Here is a 20500-nt window from a genome sequence, read left to right as displayed (position 1 = left end):
GAAATTTCCTCAATTACATATATTATATCATATTATTTATTTCTTTAGATTAGTCTATATTCTAAAGAACAAAATGTAAATTTATTGGTGGGTCATATATAGAGATTTCCGAAAGTTAAACTTAATTTATACATCTCAAAATATCCGATGTTTCTAGGGAATTTTTGATGTGTATAAATTAACTGTTTAACTGGAATATCTATAGTTTGACTTATAAGAAGTATATCTATAAAATAATAAAACCAGGACTTCTAGAAAGTCTTGGTTTTATTATTTTTATACTCTTTTTTCAAACTTTGTTAAAACCACTTGTATAGCTTCCTGAAGTTTATATTTATTATCTTCATTAAGTTTATCATAATGGTTTTTTAACGTTTCTAATTGTTGTAAGAAATCACTTTTAGATGTCATATACATACCCCCATTTTTTTCTGAATATTCTGCATTAATTATATAATTTTTTCTATTCAAATTCAATAGATTCAATAAATATTTATTGTTAAAATTTTTTAAAAATTTTTTATTTTTCAAATATTTGGGTTCGATTGTTAATTATACCAATGAAAATTTAGGAACATCTACCCCCTTGAACTATAGCCAAATTTCTTCTAGGAAATGTCTTACAATAGAATAAGACAGGTAAGTAACCCTGTCTTATAAATACCTAATCCTCATATAATATCATTTTTCTCGCCTTTGATAGTGTATGATATTATTAGCTTTATATACTTCCTCAGATTTAACTAGAATATTATAAGTAGTTTGTCTTCTTCTACTACTAGTATACCGGTTATTCATTCTAGTTTTTACCTTAATGTTTTCATTCATAAGTTTTCCTTTGATTTTTGCATATTCTTCTACATCTTGTGTAGTATATACACTCTTCCATTTTTCCCCTAAAAACAACTCAATAATTTCTTTAATCATTCGAATCCCCTCTCACATCCTCAAAGTCATCACAATCCATATTTTTATCTTAAATTACTCAGTATAAATTTCCAAATATCCGATAATTTTATGAACATCGTATTCCTTCAACAACCCTAATGATGAATCATAATATTTTCCCTTATAAAACAATAAGAGATGACTACTTTTTTCAGCACGGGCATTAATTATACAGCATTTTGGTAATTTTTTTATCTTCGTACCCATATAAACCATCTTGGGCGAATGAGAAATTCCATAGTAATCTAAAGTTTCAATCACTTTACTAATAGAGGCCTGTCCTATTTTTGCCTTCATAACATTTATTACTTCTTCTACTGTTACTCCTGCCAACATAGCAACACAGGTCTGTCCACACATCCCAGCTTGCGGTTGAATAATACTTTCTATGCTGTCTATTTTTCTTATAGGATTTTTTCTACTATAGGGGCTGTTTTTGTTAATTCGGCTCAATCCAGCAATTATCTCAAAGGACACATCCAATCCATTATCATCCTCAATCCCCTTAAGTATTGTTGTATTAATGGGTATATAATAGTTTCCATTCCCCCTAGGTAATAGCTTACATTCAAAATTCTTACCATTGACAGTGACTTTTACAGGTAGGTTTCCTTTTTTGTTACATACTTCCCATACATTAAAAGGTATTGCTATAAAAGTTCTTGTTCCTGCTTTTAATAAATACCCTATGAATTGATATTTCATCTCTTCCCTTCCCCCTTCATTGCTAAGTTACTTTATTTCAATGCCCATGACTAGTTAACCTAACTTTTGCACAATTAAGCATATTATATATATTGGATTTAGGAAGTATATTACCCCTATACATTACTTAATTAGTATGTAGAGTTGACAAAAAAGGAATAGGTTTTTAGTCAATTTAATCTACCTTTATAATACACTCAAATATCTTATAAAAAATAAAATAACCATTAGATAAGATATTGCGATTACACCACAATTTAAAATATGTTTAGATTTTTTATCTTTATTATACATCTTGATTTTAATAAAAATAGCACCCACCATTCACCGATGTATGCTATTTATAATATAATGAGTAGATGTTTACTTATTTATGTTATGATATAGATTCAATTATACTTCTTAATTCGCTATTTTCATGAAACAATCCATATTTTGAAGGCTGAATGTCTAATACTTTTACAATTGCATCTATATTAATATTTCCATATACGTGAGGAAATTCTTCACCATTTCCCTTTAAATCTTCACTTTTCCACTTGGATTTTAATAATCTAGGGTCTATACAAAGTAAAATAACTTTTTCTTCATCCTTGAAATGCTTATTTAAAACCCGAACTGTTTGTTTAGGATAACTGCAATGTATGAAGCCTTCTATACTAAAATCGTCACTTGTAAACTCAGTCTGTTTTTTAATTTCATCCCATTCTTTACATGTAGCTGTATAAATAATCACATGACTACTCCTTTATCTATTTATTTTACTTCTTAGTATAACTTTCAAAGTAAAAAATGCTTATAATCCACATTTCCTATAAATTTCATTAACACATGGACTCTTAGCCTCAATATAACTATCTATATCTGTTGGATATTTTGTTGCTGCTTGTAGTTTAATTTCACTATATTTCTCCCTTTCTTCTTTATGTGTTCTCAAATAATTTCGAAATGTAATATGTCTTTTTAATTCTTCTGAATCTCGTGGACAAACGTATAAATTATGAGTCATAAACTCATTTTTTTCATTATATCCAAAAGCTTCTTTCCTCTTTTCATCTTTCTTTATGAAATAAATTCATTCCTAAAATAATGGTTCTAGATGAGTCCTTTGATTACTTAATATCATATACATCTATACTTGGTTTACTTTTTAATCTGATCGGTATTCTAACAGTCCCCAAGCCTCTACTAATTGAAAAAAATTGATGATCATTTAATCTCTTCAATCCAATATGAAATTTATCATATGCAGTTTTATTTATTGGAATATTAAGTTGCTTTCCATGTGTATGTCCAACTAAAATATGATTATATCCTATTTGCTCTTCACTAACTACATTGATTATGTTGGGAGAATGAGCTAGTATTATTTTATAATCACTTTCTGAGTTGAAATCCTTTGGGTTATATTCTTCATTCCCATAGGTTGAGTTATCAAATCCATATATTGATACCCTAGATTCATTTAAATTTAATTTCGCATCCTCATTGACAAGTAATTTAAGGTTATCATATTTTAATACTTCATCTTTTAACAAATCCAATGTTATTTCTCTCTTTTTGATGATATTTTTTTCTTCTTCTCTTTCATAGTTTCCCAAAACCATAAATACCTTACAATTAATATCACCCAATTCTGAAATAACATTTGGTAAACCTTCTTGAGTATTAGAATAATCCCCTGTAGCTACTACAAAATCAGGATTGCGTGAATTTATAATATTACTAACCCTTCCATTCACAAATGACAACTTATTGTGGATATCAGAAATATGAACATATCTAAATTTAGATGGAACATTAATTGATATTTTCCTCAATTCCACCTCAACCACGTGTGTGCCTAAAGCAATTATAGTAGCTATCAATATTACAAAAATTAATCCAACTATATAAAACATAGGTTATACATCTCTTTTCTAAAAGATTTTCTAGTTCGGCTCAGATATCAGCCAGAACTTTCATTATCACCATAGCCCCATAGAATGCTTACTGCAAATCTATATCAATTCTCCTTTTTCATTGTAAAATGCAGGACAATACTCGATTATTCCCGATACATCTGCAAGTCCTCCTGCAACTAATTCTAATACAAAAAGACACTTATCATTAAAATCATTTGTTGTCCCTATTTTCCACTTTGATGCTTTATCAAAACCAAATTTAGGGTAATATTCTGGATGTCCCATAACAATAATAGACTCAAATCCAAGATTTTTAGCACTTTCTATTCCTGACTTAACTAGCTTTTTTCCTATACCCTGTTTTTGAAAATCTTTATGAACGGCAACTGGTGCTAAAGCAAGAGAAACAAAAGAAGTATTTCTACCGTTTATTTTCATAGGTGTAAACATGATATGTCCCAAAACCATACCGTCAATTTCTGCTACAAGAGATAAGTCATTTATGTAATATTCACTTTCTCTTATTTTTTCAATCAAAATCCATTCATTAAATTTCAAGTCCTTTTTTTCTCTAAAAAAAGCAGATTTAACAACTTCTCTAACTTTAGGATAATCTTCTAGTATTTCCTTCCGTATTATACATTTCATTATCTTGCCCCCCCTGTTCAAAATCATCTACTCTACATTCAATATATTTATATTCTGCATTATATTTATTACATTAAAAACTTTTGATATTTCCTTAGCTAAGGTCGATTTTCCAGAACCAGAAAAACCTGCCATCTGAATTAAAAACATTATATATGCTCCTATCATTAATATTTATTTTCATATAAATCAGTTATTTCTTAGTAACCATAGAACTATCAGTCAACTAACTTACTCTATATAGTAATAGATAGATCAGATGTATTCAGCTTTATATACACTACTAATTTTTATATGCTGTTTACTGACCTTAATAAACTTATTCATGTTAATGAATTTTATCTTCTATTCTTTTAACACTATCTTTTATCTCATTTAATTTATTCTATCGCTTTTTATAAATTATTGTTATTAGTACACATAATAGAATAAAAATAATACTCCTTTTGGACTCTACTTTAATATGTCTCCATTCTGATTATAGAAGTTATATCTAACTCTAGAACTTTCATTTAAATCATCAAAAAAGCTAATAGATGGGTTATCAGTAACTTTTTTTATTTTAATTTCTCCGTTTTCCATTATTCGTTCTATTTTAGCAAGCTGAGGATTATTACTGATAACAAATAAAGATGTATTAATTGAAAAATCTCCTGCTCTTAACTGAGAAATTTCATATAAAGTAATATCATTTGCAATTTTAGTAGTTTTGTCTGCATCTATAACATTAATAATTTCATAGTTACCGTCTTTATTTACTCTAAAAAGTGCATAGCCAACTTTTTGATACTCCTGTGCATCTTTTAGTATATAACTATCAAGTCTATAATCATCGATGACAATCTCGTTATACACCATGACTGTTTCATTAGCTTTAATCCGTTTTGAAATCATTTTTTCCATTGAAGTAATATCATTTTTTGGACGAGACATAATTACTATGGATATACACCCTATCAAGATAAAAATCATAGCTACTGAAAAAATCCACTTCTTTTTCTTCATACAGTCACCCCCCATGAATTAGAACCCACCTTTGTTGGGCTGTTCATATTATATTGAAATATTTGATTCCACAGTCACCAAAGAACCATCATCCATATCACAGTTCTCGGGGAATATCGTCTTAGCAGTTTTACACTCAGTAAATGGATTTACTGCTCTTAACTTATTACTTTTTATCTTCTTGTTCCAATCCCAAATTCCTCAATTTTTTTAATATACCAACAAGACCTTTCCCACCTACAAAAAGACTAAATCCAATAATTAATTCAAGTATTTTTTCTATAACTTGAAAAGTCATTTTCACTCTTAATTGTTCATTTCCCAATGCATATTCCCCTATTGAAAATTTAACTTGTGGAATTATTCTTACAGCCTGTGGTATTGCTTTTACAAAAATAATTAACCCCACTATGGAAAAGGCCATTGATTGGATACTCTCAATTGTAAGTCGATTTTGTCCATCCTTCATATCTTCTTTTCTAACAACAATAAAATTGCAAATTCTATCAGTGAATATCCACAATAAAATGCCCCATCCTAGTAATAAAACAAAAGGCCCAAAAAATCCAATAAACATTTGCAAGAAGCTAATACCATTGTTGCCAACTATAATTGTAGAGTTTATAAAATAAACAAGATTAATACATGCTTGAATAAAAGTATAAATACTTAAGATTCTTATCGCCATATAAGCGATATCTCTATTCTTCACTCTGACTTCCCCTCTCAGTGAAATACTATTGCTTTTCAATTGTTTTTTTGACTTAATCATCCACCAACCAAGTTCGTTAACACCCAACTCCTATAAAACGACTTTGTTACATTATAGCATATTAGGACATTATTTACATTGAATAGTATATCCCCCTTTAATAAAATTTCATCTTAATACTGTTCTTACAGCAATCTTGAAATATTTTTTATTTCTTCTTTAATCAGAAATAGTTGCCCCTATGATAATACATCGCATAAGCCGCCCTTAGAATTATTAAAACATGTATATCTACAGCCAGAGCTATCTGATTAAAAGTATTGGTAAGAACTACATTAGAAAACTTTAATACAAAATCAAAAGACTACTCACCCGAAAGGATAAGTAGCCTTAAATGTTTGCTATTATGTAATCCAAAATACCGTATCTTATATTTTGACACCTATCTCATCGATAGGTGGGTGTCCTCACAGGTGCTTCTATCGCCTTTACTGCCGTATAGAGGTCTCACGTAATGGTACATATCCACAACTAAATTTTGAACTCCCTTAAAAGTTCTGTAGGTTCAAAATATAAGAACCACAAATATTTCAGATTAATTGGTGCGGATGAAGGGATTTGAACCCATACGAGCGTTGCTCACTACCCCCTCAAGGTAGCGCGTCTGCCGATTCCGCCACATCCGCATAATGATTAATTTTACTTTATGACAAAAATTATTATATAGCTTTTTTTGTATTTTGTCAAGAGGGGTGCTAGTTCTAAGTTTTAAATTCTAAAATTAAATTTTTTCACTCATTCTTTTAAGGTATAAAAACAGAGAGCCAGTTGAAAGGACTCTCTATTTATTATAGCTGTACATGCTTTAATTTTGTATTTTCAACTAAACCTGGTATCCTTCCCCTTTTGGCAACTGGTTTACCTTGTACCTCTTTGATATCCATAGTCATATCAATTGGGGATGCTGCAGAAATATAGCTTCCTACTCCAAAGGAATCTGCTCCAGCTTCTGATAATATCCTTATTTTTTCAGGTGTTAGTCCACCAGATACAAATATCTTTACATGATTATGTCCAGCAACATCCAACTTGAATCTTAATTCTTTAATTAAGCCAGGAGTAACTCCACCCCTCTCACTAGGAGTATCAACACGTATTCCATATAGGTTTTCTCCTAAAAGCTCAGCAATCCTTAAACTTTCTTCCACCTCATCTTTAAAAGTATCTATCAAAACAGTCCTACGGTGGGACTGAGGCATTACCCTATCATATACCTCAGCAATTTTTGCTGTATCTCCAGATATAAGCATGGCTGCATGAGGTAATGTGCCTGAAGGCTGTATATCTAATAATTTCGCCGCTAAAATACAACTTGCTCCTGTTGCTCCACCAATAACCGCAGATCTTTCCATCACTGGTGCTACTGCTGGATGGACATGTCTTGCTCCAAAGCATAGAAATCCTTTTTCTCCACAAGCTTCCTTTACCTCTCTAGCCGCAGTAGCCCAGCCACACGAACTAGCTAATGCACCTAATATTACTGTTTCAAAGGCTCCAAACTCTCTATATGGCCCCTTAATCCTAATAACCGTGTCCTTAGGGCTAAATTCTTCACCCTCATCTAATGCCCACATTTCAATATCCTTATCCTTCAGAATATTTTTCACTTCATCTATTCCAGCAAAGATTCCAGATTTCCTAGGAAATATCTCAGCTGTTACGGTTACATTGTCTAAATCCATTTCCTTCAATATATCAAGAGTCCTTAAAAAGTAGATATCTGTAGTTGCTCCACTAAGTATCTCCTCATGGGTAGCAGAATGAATTCTTCTATCATCACTTATATGTAAGGTTTTTACGTCTTCAAGACTCTTCATGTGTTTCATAAGACCAATCCTTTCTTGGAACCATAGCTATGAATTTTAATGTTTGCCCTATATTATTTATAGAAAGTTCAAAAATGTAAAAACCATTCTAAATTTTATATGAATAATAGAGGTTTACTATCTGAGCAAATTGCATAATTACTTTCTATGAAAACCATCTACTACATGCACTTTAAAAATCCTCAAAGCTATACCATATATATTATGTAGCTTAGCCAAGTAAAAGTTATGCAATTTCCTCATATATATAATAATGTCTTTTAAAACAAAAAGCAAAACAATTATGCCTAAGTTTTATAAATTATTCAATGACATAATATCAAATGAGCAAATTGCATAATCACCTTCATAAGTCCTAATAAATTAATTAAAATTCCTTTGTGAAAAGGATCTCTCAAAATATTAACTATATTAAATACAACTATTCTTTATATTCATCTTTATATAAATACTTATATATTTTATAATTTCTATTGACTCTTTTAATATATTCTCTCGTCTCCCCAAATGGGATTTTAACTAGCTCAGTTCCATCACTGCTATACTTTTCATCACTTAGCCACTTCCTTACATTCCCACTACCCGCGTTATATGCTGCTAAAACATTTCTTATATTATTACTAAACTCTTTTTTTAATTTATTCAAATACCAACAACCCATATTTATATTTGCATTTGGGTTAAAAAGCATATTCTCATCATATTCTGGAATGCTTAATTCTTCAGAAGCCCACTTACCAGTTATACTCGATATCTGCATAAGACCCTTTGCCCCCTTTGGAGAAACTGCATTGGTATCGAATTTACTTTCTGCTCTGATTACTGAGGCAACAAAAAGTGGGTCCAGATTGTACTCTTCTGAATATCGGTTAATAATAGGGCTATACTGTAACGGGTAAAGAACTTTCATTACAAAATTACTTGCTAGTATTAAAACACCTAAAACTATACAAATGGCAATAAATAAAAATAAAACCCGATATTTTCTTAAATCAATAACACTCAATTAAGCACCTCCAAAAACAGAATCGTATAAATCTTTTACCTGCTGTCGCAAATAATCATAGTCCTTAGAATTATCAATAATAACATCGGAAACTTCTTTTTTGCGTTCCAAGGCCATCTGTGAATTTATTCTATCCATTGCTTCATCAAAGGACAGATTATCTCTGAGCATTAGCCTTCTTAATTGCATTTCTTTACTGATAGTAACTAACCATATCTCATGGGTTAAAAAATACATCTTCATTTCTATTAGAAGGGCTGCATCGATAAATATAGCTTTAACATTATCTAGATGCTCATAGTGTTCAATTTTTTCTTCAATATTTTCAATTATTCTTTTATGGGTAATTTTGTTTAAAACCTGGAGTTTTTGCGGGTCACTAAATACGATAGACCCCAAATATTTCCTGTTCAAAGTTCCCTCACTCAGAAGTACCTCTTCACCAAAACAATCTACAATCTCCTTTAAAGCCGGCTGACCCTTTTTAACTATTTCTCTAGCGACAACATCTGCATCTATAACAATAGCACCAAGCTCCTTCAAATAGCTTGATACCGTACTCTTTCCAGAAGCTATGCCTCCTGTTAAACCTATTACCTTCATTTCTTACTCCTTATTTTTATTTAGTATTATACCAATTATCACCGATATTCATGTCAGCCTTCAAAGGAACTCTTATACTAATGGCTTCTTCCATATTATCCTTCAATAATTTTTTAACCTCGTCTATTTCATCCTTATGGGCATCTATAATCAATTCATCATGAACCTGTAGAATTAATTTTGATTTTAAATTTCTTTCTTTTAGTTCATTAAATACCCTAATCATAGCTATTTTAATAATATCCGCTGCACTTCCTTGAATAGGTGTATTCATAGCAGTTCTTTCACCAAAGGATCTTAGGTTAAAGTTTTTTGATTTAAGCTCAGGTATATATCTTCTTCTTTTAAAAATTGTAGTAACATAGCCCATCTCTTTACCCTTTTTAACTTCATTGTCCATATAGTCTTTTACTCCACTATATTTCTTAAAGTATTCGTCTATATATTTTTTAGCTTCTTTTCTAGTTATATTTAAATTTGTGGCAAGCCCAAAATCACTTATTCCATAAACTATACCAAAGTTTACTGCCTTTGCTCTACCTCTCTCTAAAGAAGTCACTTCATCAAGGGGAAGGTTAAATACTTGAGAGGCTGTAAGTGTATGTATATCCTCATCCTCATTGAATGCCCTTATTAGGTTATCATCTTCAGACATATGAGCTAAAACCCTCAATTCAATCTGAGAATAGTCAGCATCTATAAGTTTATGATCATTATCCAAGGGTACAAATACCTTTCTTATTCTCCTGCCCATCTCCAGCTTAATAGGAATATTCTGGAGGTTAGGCTCCGTACTGCTAATTCTACCAGTAACAGTAACTGTTTGATTAAAGCTTGAATGAATTTTACCTGTAACTGGGTTGATTAAGTTAAACAAACCATCAACATAGGTAGATTTTAATTTAACCAGTTGTCTATATTGTATTATAAGTGGTACTATAGGATGTCTTTTGTAAAGCTTTTCTAAAACATCGTGGCTTGTAGAGTATCCTGTCTTAGTCTTTTTAATAACAGGTAGCTCTAAACGCTCAAATAGAATAACTCCTAACTGCTTTGGAGAATTTATATTAAACTCTTCACCTGACAAAGAGAAAATCTCACTTGTGATTTCATCTATTTTAGTAGTAAGTTCATCATCAATTTCCTTAAGCACCTTCTGATCCACTTTAAATCCTTCGTATTCAAGGTTTGCCAAAACTTCAATAAGTGGCATTTCAACTTCTTTAAATAATTCAGTTAATTCATGTTTTTCAAGCTCCTTAGCAAGTAAATCTCTAACATTCGCTACAATTGAGCAACAGTTCCCTCCATATCTAGACAAGATATCTCTAGATAAATCACTAAACTTCTTAGCGTTTTTACCTTTGCCTAAGAGTTCTTCTTGGCTGCTAATCTTTATCCCCAGATATTCTAAAGCTAAGTCCGATACATCATAATCACTTCTAGATGGCTGAAGAAGATAAGCGGCAATAAAGCTGTCAAATTCTATGCCATCAAGGATGATACCATATCTGAGTAATGAAATTATCTCTTTTTTAAGTCCATGCCCTTGTTTTTTTATCTCTTTATCCTCAAGCACTTCTTTTAAAGGAAACAGTAATTCTTTGTCACTTTGTACATCTATGTAATAATTATTTTCTTCATCTAGGCATAGGGAAATACCAATAATATCATCACTTCTCAGATTGTTTTCTTCTTTAAATATTTTCATAGCAAAGCTTTTTTTATCTTTTATGATATTCGTAACCCTGTTTAAATCCTCTTTTTTCTCAATGATAGTTATATCTATAGCATTAGTACTTACAGTTTCTTGCTTTCCCGCTTCTTCACCTTCATCTAAATTAGTTAATGTTTTTATCAAGCTATTGAACTCATATTTTCTGAACAGTTCGATTAACTTCTCTGAATCTGGCTGAATCAATCTAAGCTCATCAATATCTAAATCAAGGGGAATATCCGTCTTTATGGTTGCTAGTCTTTTACTTAGCAGTGCGATCTCAGCATTATCTCTTATTTTTTCCTGATGCCTTTTACTAGAAATATCGTCAACATTCATTATCAATTCCTCAACAGTAGGATATTGATTTAATAATTTAGCAGCAGTTTTTTCTCCTATTCCAGGCACTCCAGGGATATTGTCGGATTTATCTCCTACAAGTCCTTTGAAGTCAATTATTTGCATAGGAGTAACCCCATACTTTTCCTTCACCATTTCCTCATCATAGGCCTCAAGGTTTGAAATACCCTTTCTAGTTATCATAACCTTCACATTATCTGATACAAGCTGCAATGCATCCCTGTCTCCAGTCACGATTATTACTTCAAAATCCCTTTCTTCACAAAGCCTTGCAATAGTTCCTATTAGGTCATCGGCTTCAAAGCCTTCAAGCTCAGTTCTATGTATTTTATAAGCGTCTAATACTTCCTTAATAATAGGCATTTGCTGAGCTAATTCACTCGGCATCTTTTTTCTATGCCCTTTATACTCTTTATATGCTAGGTGTCTAAAGGTTGGTGCCTTTAGGTCAAATGCCACGCTAAGATACTCTGGACTATAATCTTCATTTATTTTGTTAACCATCTTAATAAAGCCAAACACTCCATTAGTATGTATGCCTTCCTTTGTAATCAAGTCAGGCAAAGCATAAAAGGCTCTATTTATAAGACTATTTCCATCTATGATTACTAACCTTTTTTTCAAAACATCATCTCCTTAATACTCCAGTACTAATATTTTATCAATAAATACAAAATTTATGAAGTAAATTTAAGCTTAGATTATTCATAGAGAGTTTAAAAGTATTTAGGGTAGTTTGGATTTCTAAGACATTTATCAAGTTCAAGGGTATAACCCCGACAGTACATCAAGAATCCGATGAATTACTTAGGAACAAAAGGACAAAGTAGACTTTTAAATTTTCTATGAATAATCTGGGTTAAGTTAAAGTTTCTTTAATATATTCTCAATCTTAACACAAAATCCTTCTTTAATGTATAAAATATAGAAATAGAACCTCCCATTTAGGAGGTTCTATAATTTTTCTCTTAATATTTATACTCAACAACTACATTTGCAGTTACTTCAAGTTCACCAGCTTCTACAGGTGTTTCATATGCATCGGCTCCCATCGACGACTTCATCATGACATTCTCTCTATATACAAGTGGAGCCCCATAGCTGTTTTCTTTGACTCTATATGGCTTTCCAAGCTTTGCCCCAAAGCTACTAAGTATAGCTTCTGCTTTACCTGAAGCATTTTTCATAGCAAGCTTTAAAGCCTCCCCATAATATTTTTCTTCATCACTTATTCCAAATCTAATATTATTTATTATGTTTGCCCCTTCTTTTCCAGCTAAATCAATTATTTTCCCAACTGTATCAATATTTCTTATTGTAACCTGTGCAACATTTCTCGCATTGTATCCTTCAGTTCTTTTTTCTTTTTCACCTAATCCAGCTGCATCATATCTATTTGTTTTGTATATGCTGTATCCAGTGGTTTTAATATCTTCATCTTTGATTCCATTTTTCTTAAGAGCCCCAATAATATTATCCATCTTGCTAGCAATCGTATCCTGAGCCTTTTTGGCATCTGTATTAAAAGTTTCTACTCCTATACTTATATAAGCGATATCTGGTTTAACCTTAACAGTTCCTAAGCCATTAACTTCAACAATATTTCCTTCTCTAGAAAAATCATTTGCTGCTGCCTTCCCACTAAACACATCTAAACTATCAAAAGCAAACAAACCTGCAATCAATATGGGAATCATTAAAATATAAAATATCTTCTTCATAAATAAATCACCCTTTCTTTTATTTTTGTTCATTTAATCTCTTTAGGTATATACATTCTTTATATTTTTCTATACTCACCTCCCCACAACATATTAGGCAAAGACATATACCACATCTCTTAGAAAATCACTTAGCTTAAATTCTTTTATTTTATTTCACTTCATCTAAGTAAATTTCTAATGTAGATAGAGCTTCCAGGTCATCTAGTGTTAGCACTTCTTCAGATAATCTTTCAATTTCCAAAGCAACGCTATCAAGCTTTTCATTTATATCAGAAACTTCATTTTCATCCTTCGTGTTATCTAAGGCTTCTTTAAGTTTCTTTTCCTCTAGTCCTAAATTATTTCTTGAATCAAGAATTTCCATATACTGTATAGTAATATCATTTGAATTGATATTTTCATCTGTAACAATTCCCATAGGTCTTATATCATCAAACATATTTTGAAATTCAGTCTTAGGGATTCTCAATACCATACTGCCATTTTTAAGGTCCCTTTCCCTGGCATTAGTGCCTAAATCCTTATATGATGTATATGAGTTTTGAACAAAGCCTCCCTTTGCGATAACTTTATTTACTATTTTATTATAGATAGCATCATAGTCAGCAATCTGAAGATTAATATGTCCACTTATTATCACCTTTTGAGGCGTAATCCCCATATTTTCAGCAGTTTTTTCTTTTTTATTTTCTAGGCCCCTATGTTCAGAAGCAAATTCCATTTTGTCCGTATTCAATTCTGCTTTTCTATGGCTTTCCATAGGTTCTTCTTTAGTAGCTATATCTGAACTTTTAGGTTCATCCATTGCCACATTAAACGGCATAGCCTGTTGTGGTGATGCCCCTTCGCTTTCCATCTTGGCGTACTCTTTAGTCTCAAAATTATTATTTATTAAGGATGATACCGAAACAACGGTTATTAAAATCCCAGCAGCAATGCCGGATAAAATCTTCCAGTTATATTTCTTCTTATTACGCACTTTCTCACTTTTTTCTTTAAAATCTATAATTTCCGAATTTTCTTCGATAGAAGATTCAACTAATTTTCTATGAAGTTCTTCTTTAAAGTTCATGGGCAATTCTACTTTAGGTGTTTCCGATAACAATTTTTTTATAGTTAATAGGTCTTCATACTCCCTACTGCATTTTTCACAATTCTTTAAATGTTTCTCTATTTCCCTTGTTTCCTTTTCATCTAATTGATTATCTATATAAAGTGATAACATTTCCATAACCTTTTCGCAATTCATGTTTTCCCTCCTCTCATTTAATTAGACTTAATTTTCTAGAAAAAGTTCCGATTCTTTTATTAATATTTCTTTCAATAATAATCTACCTCTACTTATTCTCGATTTAACAGTGCCCACAGGATTTTGAGTTATTTCACTTATTTCTTCGTATGTAAATCCTTGTATATCCCTTAAGACCAACACCGCTTTATATTTTTCAGGCATCTTATTCAATGCTACTTGAACTAATTCTTTCTTTTCCTTCACCTCATATAATTTTTCCGGTGAATATTTATTATCTGCTACCTCAAATTTATAATTCCCGTTTTCGGTTTCGTATTCCTTATCTAGTGAATAAGTTTTGATTTTCTTAAGCTTTCTTATTGCATCAATACACGTATTAGTTGCAATCCTATAAAACCATGTAGAAAAATTGGAATCTCCCCTAAAGTTCTTTATTGATTTATATACTTTAATCAGTGCTTCTTGGGCCATATCACTGGCATCTTCCTTATTTCCTACCATTCTATATGCGATATTAAAGGCTATAACTTGATATTTTTCTATCAGCTTTTCAAAGCTTTCTATATCTCCATTTTGGCTTTTCTCAATCAATATCTTTTCATAATCAGACACTCTACTCACTCCTTCCTGAATGTAGAATAATATTTTCTAAAATTAATATACTCGTCTAATATCTCCATTATATATTAGACGAGTATATTAATAAATTAGTTCCCAAATAAATAAAAAAAATTCTATTTTTTATTTATTTTTTCCAAAGAATATATAGGGATTTTAGTATAGACTTTAACTTATACTATGAAAACCCTATATAGATATTCCAGTTAAACAATTAATTTATACACATCAAAACTCCCTAGAAGCATCGGATATTTTGATATATATAAATTAAGTTTAACTTTGGAAAATCTATATTCCTAATTCATTTTAAATTTTATATTGTATTTATTAACAATTTACCTCCATATAACATATTATATATTGAGGAAATTGCATAATTCTAACTTGGCACAATTGCACAATAAATGCGGTATGACTCTAGGGCATTTAAGACTATATGTAGTAGTAAGTTCTTGAGGATTGTAATTATACAATTTGCTCTATTGATACCATATTTATAAAGGCCATTAATTCTTCCCCAAATATATAGCTTGTATTTCTAGTTTTCTATTTTCTTAATGATTACATAACAAAAGCTAAATAACCATCAGATTGGATACACAGAGTTATGCTATTAATGTCATTATCACCACCAAACAAACAAAGGCGACTAAGGTCCCCTTTGTTTGTTTGTATTTCAAAATAAAAACACCTGTGGAATTGCACAGGTGCCCTATGTCTATATTTTTTCTACTACAGGAATATACCTATTAATATCATACGGTTGGAAAAATGATTCTATTATATTCATTTGCTCATCAAAGACAACCGTTGCATGATGCATAAAATTGTTTTTAAGATAATATCTCAAATCCACTATGTTCAGTACTAGATTACCCATCTCTTCGAAATAATCAATATGCAATATAGGGGAAAAATCATTGAAATATTTTCCCACATTAGTATTATTAAAGAGTTCCACTATTTCTTCCTTTGGTTTCTTAAACTTCTCCCTCACAATAACCTTTTTATTAAAGATATTCACTTGACCCACTATATTGTGACTATTTGTATCAACTACAAAATCCCATTTATGAAATGCTATCAAGGCTGGTAGAACATTTACTTTAATCAGCTTATATCCATGGGAATAGTGTTCCTTAAGAATTCTTTCTGCCATCCTTCTCATCCCATACCTAGTCCCTATATATATAGCAAACACAAGGAAAACGGCCACCAAGAAAGTATTGCTAATATCTCTTTTGAATATAAGCATAAGGCAAAGTAAAGTTATAACAGGGTCATATAACATTAATAAGCTGGCCTTTAGCTTTCTTTCCGTAAAGGGTGCTAATAATTTAGCCCCATAGGAATTCAGTATATCAAAAAAGGTATGAGAAAATGCACCCAATAAGGTCCAAAGAAAAACACTGAGATGACTCATATCCCCAAATATTCTTCCTAATCCAAATGTAATTATACCTGATAGCACCAAAAGAGATGGTATTGAATGGGTAAGTCCCCTATGGTGTTTTAAATAATGATAATCATCCTTAAAAATTCTAACAACTACATCTATATCCGGTGCCATAGCACCTATCGCACATCCAATGCTAACGGGATTGGTTAAACTAACAGGATCTCCATTAAATGCTGAGATTGCTAGCCCAATGACCCCATGAGTAACTGGATCCATTTCATCACCACCAAAATTATTATTAACCTATTTTAGTATATCATATATATAAACCCCTCTCAACATAGTTCGACATGTCCATATTTAATTTTTTTTCAAAAACATCTTGCATACTATTAAAATTTGTGGTAAGATATTACTTGTCACTAGCCGAAGTGGTGGAATTGGCAGACGCGCTGGACTCAAAATCCAGTGGGGGCAACTTCGTGCGGGTTCGAGTCCCGCCTTCGGCACCAATTGGAAAAGCTAGGTTTTATCAACCTAGTTTGTTTTATTTTTTGCTATTTTTCTTCCGATTTTCTAACAAAACTTCTAGTACTTTTAAAAATATCATTTCAATATTTTCAAATTGCCAGTTAACTTATTAACCTTCTCTTTGGGTCCATAAATACATAATCAAAGATAGTTAATCTTATCCTTATGGGTTGAAGCTAACCTAATTCTATAATCATTATACATTTCATATCAATACCTCCTCGTAGAAATATTATAAAGGTATTATTATTGTATAATATTTACATCAATCAATGAATGGCTTTATAATATCGAAGGGGAGTTACTCCATAGGCTTTTTTAAACTCTTTAGTGAAATGAGCTTGATCATAAAAACCGGATTTTAGTGCAATATCAACTATATTATTACTACTTTTTAACAAATATTTTCCATAATCGATCTTAAGTTGTAATTGATAAGCATTTGGTGTGGTGTTGAACTTCCTTCTAAAATTTCTAATCAAAGCAAATTTATCAATATCAAATCTTTCCTCCAAATCTTTCAATTGAAGTATATCAAGAAAATGCTTTTCAATATAGCCCTTTACTGAGTTCATTTTTTTACTGCTCTGAAGTTGTATATTTATATCACATGTATTAAGCAACTCACTAAAGGCGTTTATTAATTCAACTTCCTTATCAAATCTACTTACATCACTCTTTAAAACCTCGGATAAATGTTTAATTTGATTCAATTCACAGTCATCTAATTTTTTTATTCCAATTGAATTTTTGATATCTACATTATTAAAAATGTCTTTACAAAACTCATCGTCTATATAGACCATTGTAAATGACCAGTCACTAATATCTACAGGCTGACATTTATGGCTTACATATGGATATATAATCACAGCCTCACCAGCTTTAATATAGTAATCTTTTCCGTTAACGTTCAATACAGTTGCACCTTTTTTGATATATCCAATTGATAGTTCTTTATGAAGATGCTCTTTATATGCATGTAAATCATCAGAACAAGTCTTAATTTCAATCATATCAAATTTCTCTAATCTATAATAATCTATCCCCTTCATAAGCACCACCCTATTGAAAATGTATAGTTTTATTATATCACTAATTTATTTATGACATTGGCTATATGCAATTTTTTACAATACAATTTTACTTATCAGTAATAAAATACAAGTATAATTACTTCTGAAAACTCAATTTAAAGGAGGATAAATATGATTAAAGGATACACCCTTCCACGCACACCACATGGCAAATCAAGTCTTGTCCCAAAGCCACCATGGCATTTTGTAGGTAATGTACTCTCTGTTGAATACCTTACAGATCAAGAAAATGCAGCAGCATTCTTACCACAAGGTCTTAGACTAGCTTCAAATCAATGTACAGCATACTTTATTGAATGGCAATACTCCAGTGAATCAGGAGAAGAACATCTTGATCCCGTTTGCAGCCAATATCACGAGACTATTATTCTATTGTCTGCCAGCTATAATAATTCTCCTGTGGCATATTGTCCCTTCATCTGGGTTGATCAAGACAAAGCTTTACTCCGTGGTCTCATTCAAGGTTGGCCAAAACAGATTGGAGAAACATGGATAACACGATCATATGATTTATCTTCAAAAGCCTCTCCCGTTGTTGGTCAAGGTGGAAAGTTTGGTGCTGCTCTCTCTGTAAATGGTCGTCGATTAGTTGAAGCTAAAGTTATACTAAATAAAAAAACCAATTCCCTTCCTTCACCAACCTTTGCAAAGGCTGTGAATGTAAGATACTTTCCAGAACTTATAAAAGATAAACAAGATAACCCTGCCGTCCATGAGCTTGTTCAACTTAAATCGCGGGATGTTAAGATGTCACCGATTTGGAAGGGAGAAGCCTCTATGGAAATATTCGATCATCCCTACACAGAACTCCCTAATTTAAGACCCACATCTGTCATTGCGGGTTATAGATTTTCTGTAGCACTTACAGTTGATGATTTACTTCCCCTTCTTAACTTAAAGTAGTTAGTAGAAGAAAAAGCTGTCAAATTAATAATTTTAGCAATTTCTCGACAGAACCCTTTATAGAAAAATTTCCCGGACAAAAAAATCAGGGCAGAAAGATTGAATTAGCATAATCCATTCAACTTTTCTACCCTGCTCCTATTTTATATTTCCTGCCCTATGTATTAGAAACCTTATTTTTCTAAATATGGAGTGAAAAACTTACTGTACTGTTGATTTTTTGATTCGTTAATATACTTTTTAGCTATATAGCCACTTGCTTCTGGACTCATAAATTGAAGAATAGCTGCAACCGTACCATAGTCACCTGTTTTATCAATATAGCTCTTTACTGTATCATCTATACCCTTTATGCTCATATACTGATGAACATTGTAGATACAATTAAAATTATTAGTTTTAACAACATAATCCTTAACTATTGCATCAATCTTATCCTTACTCATATAAGGCATGTAAAACATTACGCTAAACATGTCATTTGTTTTTCCCAACACCTCAGTAGCTAGCCTATCATAATCCGCTTGGGTTTTTAATTGATTTGAACCATTTGTAGCCGTATTATCCTTATTCATATATGATAAAGCTGATTGTACCTGCTTTTGATTACCACCTTTTTCATTAATATATAAATCAACTGTTTCTTTTACCCCTTGTGGTGTCATATATGAAAACAAAGGTTCAACATAACTCCAATTACCTGTTTTTTTCATAATCTCTAAAGCCAATTTATCCGGTTGATTTTCTGATATATTCTTATTCATCATACTTTCAGATGAAAGTATCGATTTAGTTGAAATATTAATAGATTGTTTTGTATCATCGAATTCTACATTATAGCCCATATATTCTAAGATTTCTTCAGCTGGCATATATAATTTTGAATCATTCTCACCATTCTTTACAATAGAAACCATCGAATCCTTCATAGGAATAACAGTATCATTGAGAGTAACTGTAACCTCCTCATATTTAGTGGATTTTATTAATCCTGAGGCAAATACACCAGTAATTCCTATAGTTCCAATAGTCCCTATTAACAATCCACACGCAAGACTTTTAACATTAATACTTTTCATTATTGAAAACCTCCCAAAATCCAATTCCTATAGCCTATTTCTTACATACATACCATAATAGACTTCTATATTAATCCTCCAGTTATTATATCATAAAAATTATATTATAAACACTTGAGCAAATTGCATAATTACCTTCTACAAAAACTATCTACCATATGTAGTTCTAAAATCCCAATAACTATACCATCAAATATGCTTATATCTTAAGCAATTAAATATAGGATGATATTCCCATATTAGGTTTAGCCAAGTAAGAGTTATGCAATTTCCTCTATTGGTAAGAAATTAGAAGAAATACAGCATAGTTACTGACTTTAACAGGCGAATTCATTATATTAGAAAATTTATTTAATTTAACTCTAGGGTTATGGATATTATTAGAAATTTTTACATCATT

Annotated in this window: 21 protein-coding genes, 2 tRNA genes and 1 other RNA gene; 2 read left to right on the top strand and 22 right to left on the bottom strand. The window is 31.1% G+C overall.

The window, feature by feature from the left end; all coding sequences use genetic code 11:
• Positions 1 to 276 precede the first annotated feature (276 nt).
• From N4A68_00495 to N4A68_00400, 20 genes are all read right to left on the bottom strand, one after another.
• Entirely contained in the window at positions 277 to 411 is a 135-nt protein-coding gene (locus N4A68_00495) for a hypothetical protein (protein ID MCT4562795.1), read from the bottom strand.
• A 270-nt stretch (positions 412 to 681) separates the two neighbouring features.
• Positions 682 to 927, bottom strand: coding sequence for a hypothetical protein (locus N4A68_00490; GenBank protein ID MCT4562794.1), 246 nt, complete (start codon positions 925 to 927; stop codon positions 682 to 684).
• 54 nt (positions 928 to 981) lie between these two features.
• Positions 982 to 1653, bottom strand: coding sequence for a DUF1905 domain-containing protein (locus tag N4A68_00485; protein MCT4562793.1), 672 nt, complete (start codon positions 1651 to 1653; stop codon positions 982 to 984).
• 376 nt (positions 1654 to 2029) lie between these two features.
• Entirely contained in the window at positions 2030 to 2389 is a 360-nt protein-coding gene (locus tag N4A68_00480) for a DUF952 domain-containing protein (GenBank protein MCT4562792.1), read from the bottom strand.
• Between the two features lie 60 nt (positions 2390 to 2449).
• Positions 2450 to 2662 (bottom strand): GrpB family protein, encoded by a 213-nt coding sequence (locus N4A68_00475; protein MCT4562791.1) that lies wholly within the window; start codon positions 2660 to 2662, stop codon positions 2450 to 2452.
• Positions 2663 to 2765: 103 nt separating this feature from the next.
• Positions 2766 to 3554 (bottom strand): metallophosphoesterase, encoded by a 789-nt coding sequence (locus N4A68_00470; protein ID MCT4562790.1) that lies wholly within the window; start codon positions 3552 to 3554, stop codon positions 2766 to 2768.
• A gap of 99 nt (positions 3555 to 3653) precedes the next feature.
• Positions 3654 to 4205, bottom strand: a complete 552-nt coding sequence (locus tag N4A68_00465) for an N-acetyltransferase (GenBank protein ID MCT4562789.1) — start codon at positions 4203 to 4205, stop codon at positions 3654 to 3656.
• Between the two features lie 27 nt (positions 4206 to 4232).
• Entirely contained in the window at positions 4233 to 4355 is a 123-nt protein-coding gene (locus tag N4A68_00460) for a hypothetical protein (GenBank protein ID MCT4562788.1), read from the bottom strand.
• A gap of 303 nt (positions 4356 to 4658) precedes the next feature.
• Positions 4659 to 5210, bottom strand: coding sequence for a hypothetical protein (locus N4A68_00455; GenBank protein ID MCT4562787.1), 552 nt, complete (start codon positions 5208 to 5210; stop codon positions 4659 to 4661).
• A 166-nt stretch (positions 5211 to 5376) separates the two neighbouring features.
• Positions 5377 to 5922 carry a hypothetical protein gene (locus N4A68_00450; GenBank protein MCT4562786.1) on the bottom strand — a complete coding sequence of 182 codons (546 nt, stop codon included), beginning with the start codon at positions 5920 to 5922 and terminating at the stop codon, positions 5377 to 5379.
• A 406-nt stretch (positions 5923 to 6328) separates the two neighbouring features.
• A non-coding RNA gene (gene ssrS, locus N4A68_00445) (6S RNA) lies at positions 6329 to 6522 on the bottom strand.
• Positions 6523 to 6608: transfer RNA gene (locus N4A68_00440), tRNA-Leu, on the bottom strand.
• 162 nt (positions 6609 to 6770) lie between these two features.
• Positions 6771 to 7808 (bottom strand): nicotinate phosphoribosyltransferase, encoded by a 1038-nt coding sequence (locus N4A68_00435; protein MCT4562785.1) that lies wholly within the window; start codon positions 7806 to 7808, stop codon positions 6771 to 6773.
• Positions 7809 to 8229: 421 nt separating this feature from the next.
• Complete coding sequence (locus N4A68_00430; GenBank protein ID MCT4562784.1) at positions 8230 to 8805, bottom strand: lytic transglycosylase domain-containing protein; 576 nt, start codon at positions 8803 to 8805, stop codon at positions 8230 to 8232.
• A 9-nt stretch (positions 8806 to 8814) separates the two neighbouring features.
• The gene (coaE, locus tag N4A68_00425) at positions 8815 to 9417 is read right to left on the bottom strand and encodes a dephospho-CoA kinase (GenBank protein MCT4562783.1); all 603 of its coding nucleotides are present in this window, start codon (positions 9415 to 9417) and stop codon (positions 8815 to 8817) included.
• A gap of 16 nt (positions 9418 to 9433) precedes the next feature.
• On the bottom strand, positions 9434 to 12118 hold the full coding sequence (polA, locus tag N4A68_00420) for a DNA polymerase I (GenBank protein MCT4562782.1): 2685 nt from the start codon (positions 12116 to 12118) through the stop codon (positions 9434 to 9436).
• Positions 12119 to 12462: 344 nt separating this feature from the next.
• A complete protein-coding gene (locus N4A68_00415) occupies positions 12463 to 13215 on the bottom strand; it encodes an SIMPL domain-containing protein (protein ID MCT4562781.1) in 753 nt (250 codons plus the stop codon).
• A 151-nt stretch (positions 13216 to 13366) separates the two neighbouring features.
• Entirely contained in the window at positions 13367 to 14467 is a 1101-nt protein-coding gene (locus tag N4A68_00410; protein ID MCT4562780.1) for a DUF4349 domain-containing protein, read from the bottom strand.
• 27 nt (positions 14468 to 14494) lie between these two features.
• Positions 14495 to 15082 (bottom strand): sigma-70 family RNA polymerase sigma factor, encoded by a 588-nt coding sequence (locus N4A68_00405; protein ID MCT4562779.1) that lies wholly within the window; start codon positions 15080 to 15082, stop codon positions 14495 to 14497.
• A 727-nt stretch (positions 15083 to 15809) separates the two neighbouring features.
• Positions 15810 to 16766 carry a metal-dependent hydrolase gene (locus N4A68_00400; GenBank protein MCT4562778.1) on the bottom strand — a complete coding sequence of 319 codons (957 nt, stop codon included), beginning with the start codon at positions 16764 to 16766 and terminating at the stop codon, positions 15810 to 15812.
• Between the two features lie 149 nt (positions 16767 to 16915).
• On the opposite strand from N4A68_00400, the gene N4A68_00395 reads away from it, so the two are divergent.
• Positions 16916 to 17002, top strand: a tRNA-Leu gene (locus N4A68_00395).
• 288 nt (positions 17003 to 17290) lie between these two features.
• Here N4A68_00395 and N4A68_00390 read toward each other — a convergent pair.
• Positions 17291 to 18076 (bottom strand): AraC family transcriptional regulator, encoded by a 786-nt coding sequence (locus tag N4A68_00390; GenBank protein MCT4562777.1) that lies wholly within the window; start codon positions 18074 to 18076, stop codon positions 17291 to 17293.
• A 153-nt stretch (positions 18077 to 18229) separates the two neighbouring features.
• Between N4A68_00390 and N4A68_00385 the strand changes: the two genes are divergently transcribed.
• Positions 18230 to 19021 (top strand): acetoacetate decarboxylase family protein, encoded by a 792-nt coding sequence (locus N4A68_00385; GenBank protein MCT4562776.1) that lies wholly within the window; start codon positions 18230 to 18232, stop codon positions 19019 to 19021.
• Positions 19022 to 19194: 173 nt separating this feature from the next.
• Here the strand turns inward: N4A68_00385 and N4A68_00380 are convergent, their stop codons facing one another.
• On the bottom strand, positions 19195 to 20100 hold the full coding sequence (locus N4A68_00380; GenBank protein ID MCT4562775.1) for a hypothetical protein: 906 nt from the start codon (positions 20098 to 20100) through the stop codon (positions 19195 to 19197).
• Positions 20101 to 20500 lie beyond the last annotated feature (400 nt).

Origin of the sequence: Maledivibacter sp. (assembly GCA_025210375.1) — a bacterium.
GTDB lineage: Bacteria > Bacillota > Clostridia > Peptostreptococcales > Caminicellaceae > JAOASB01.
Note: the sequence above shows the minus strand (reverse complement) of the source record. Positions and strands in the feature narration are given on the sequence as shown.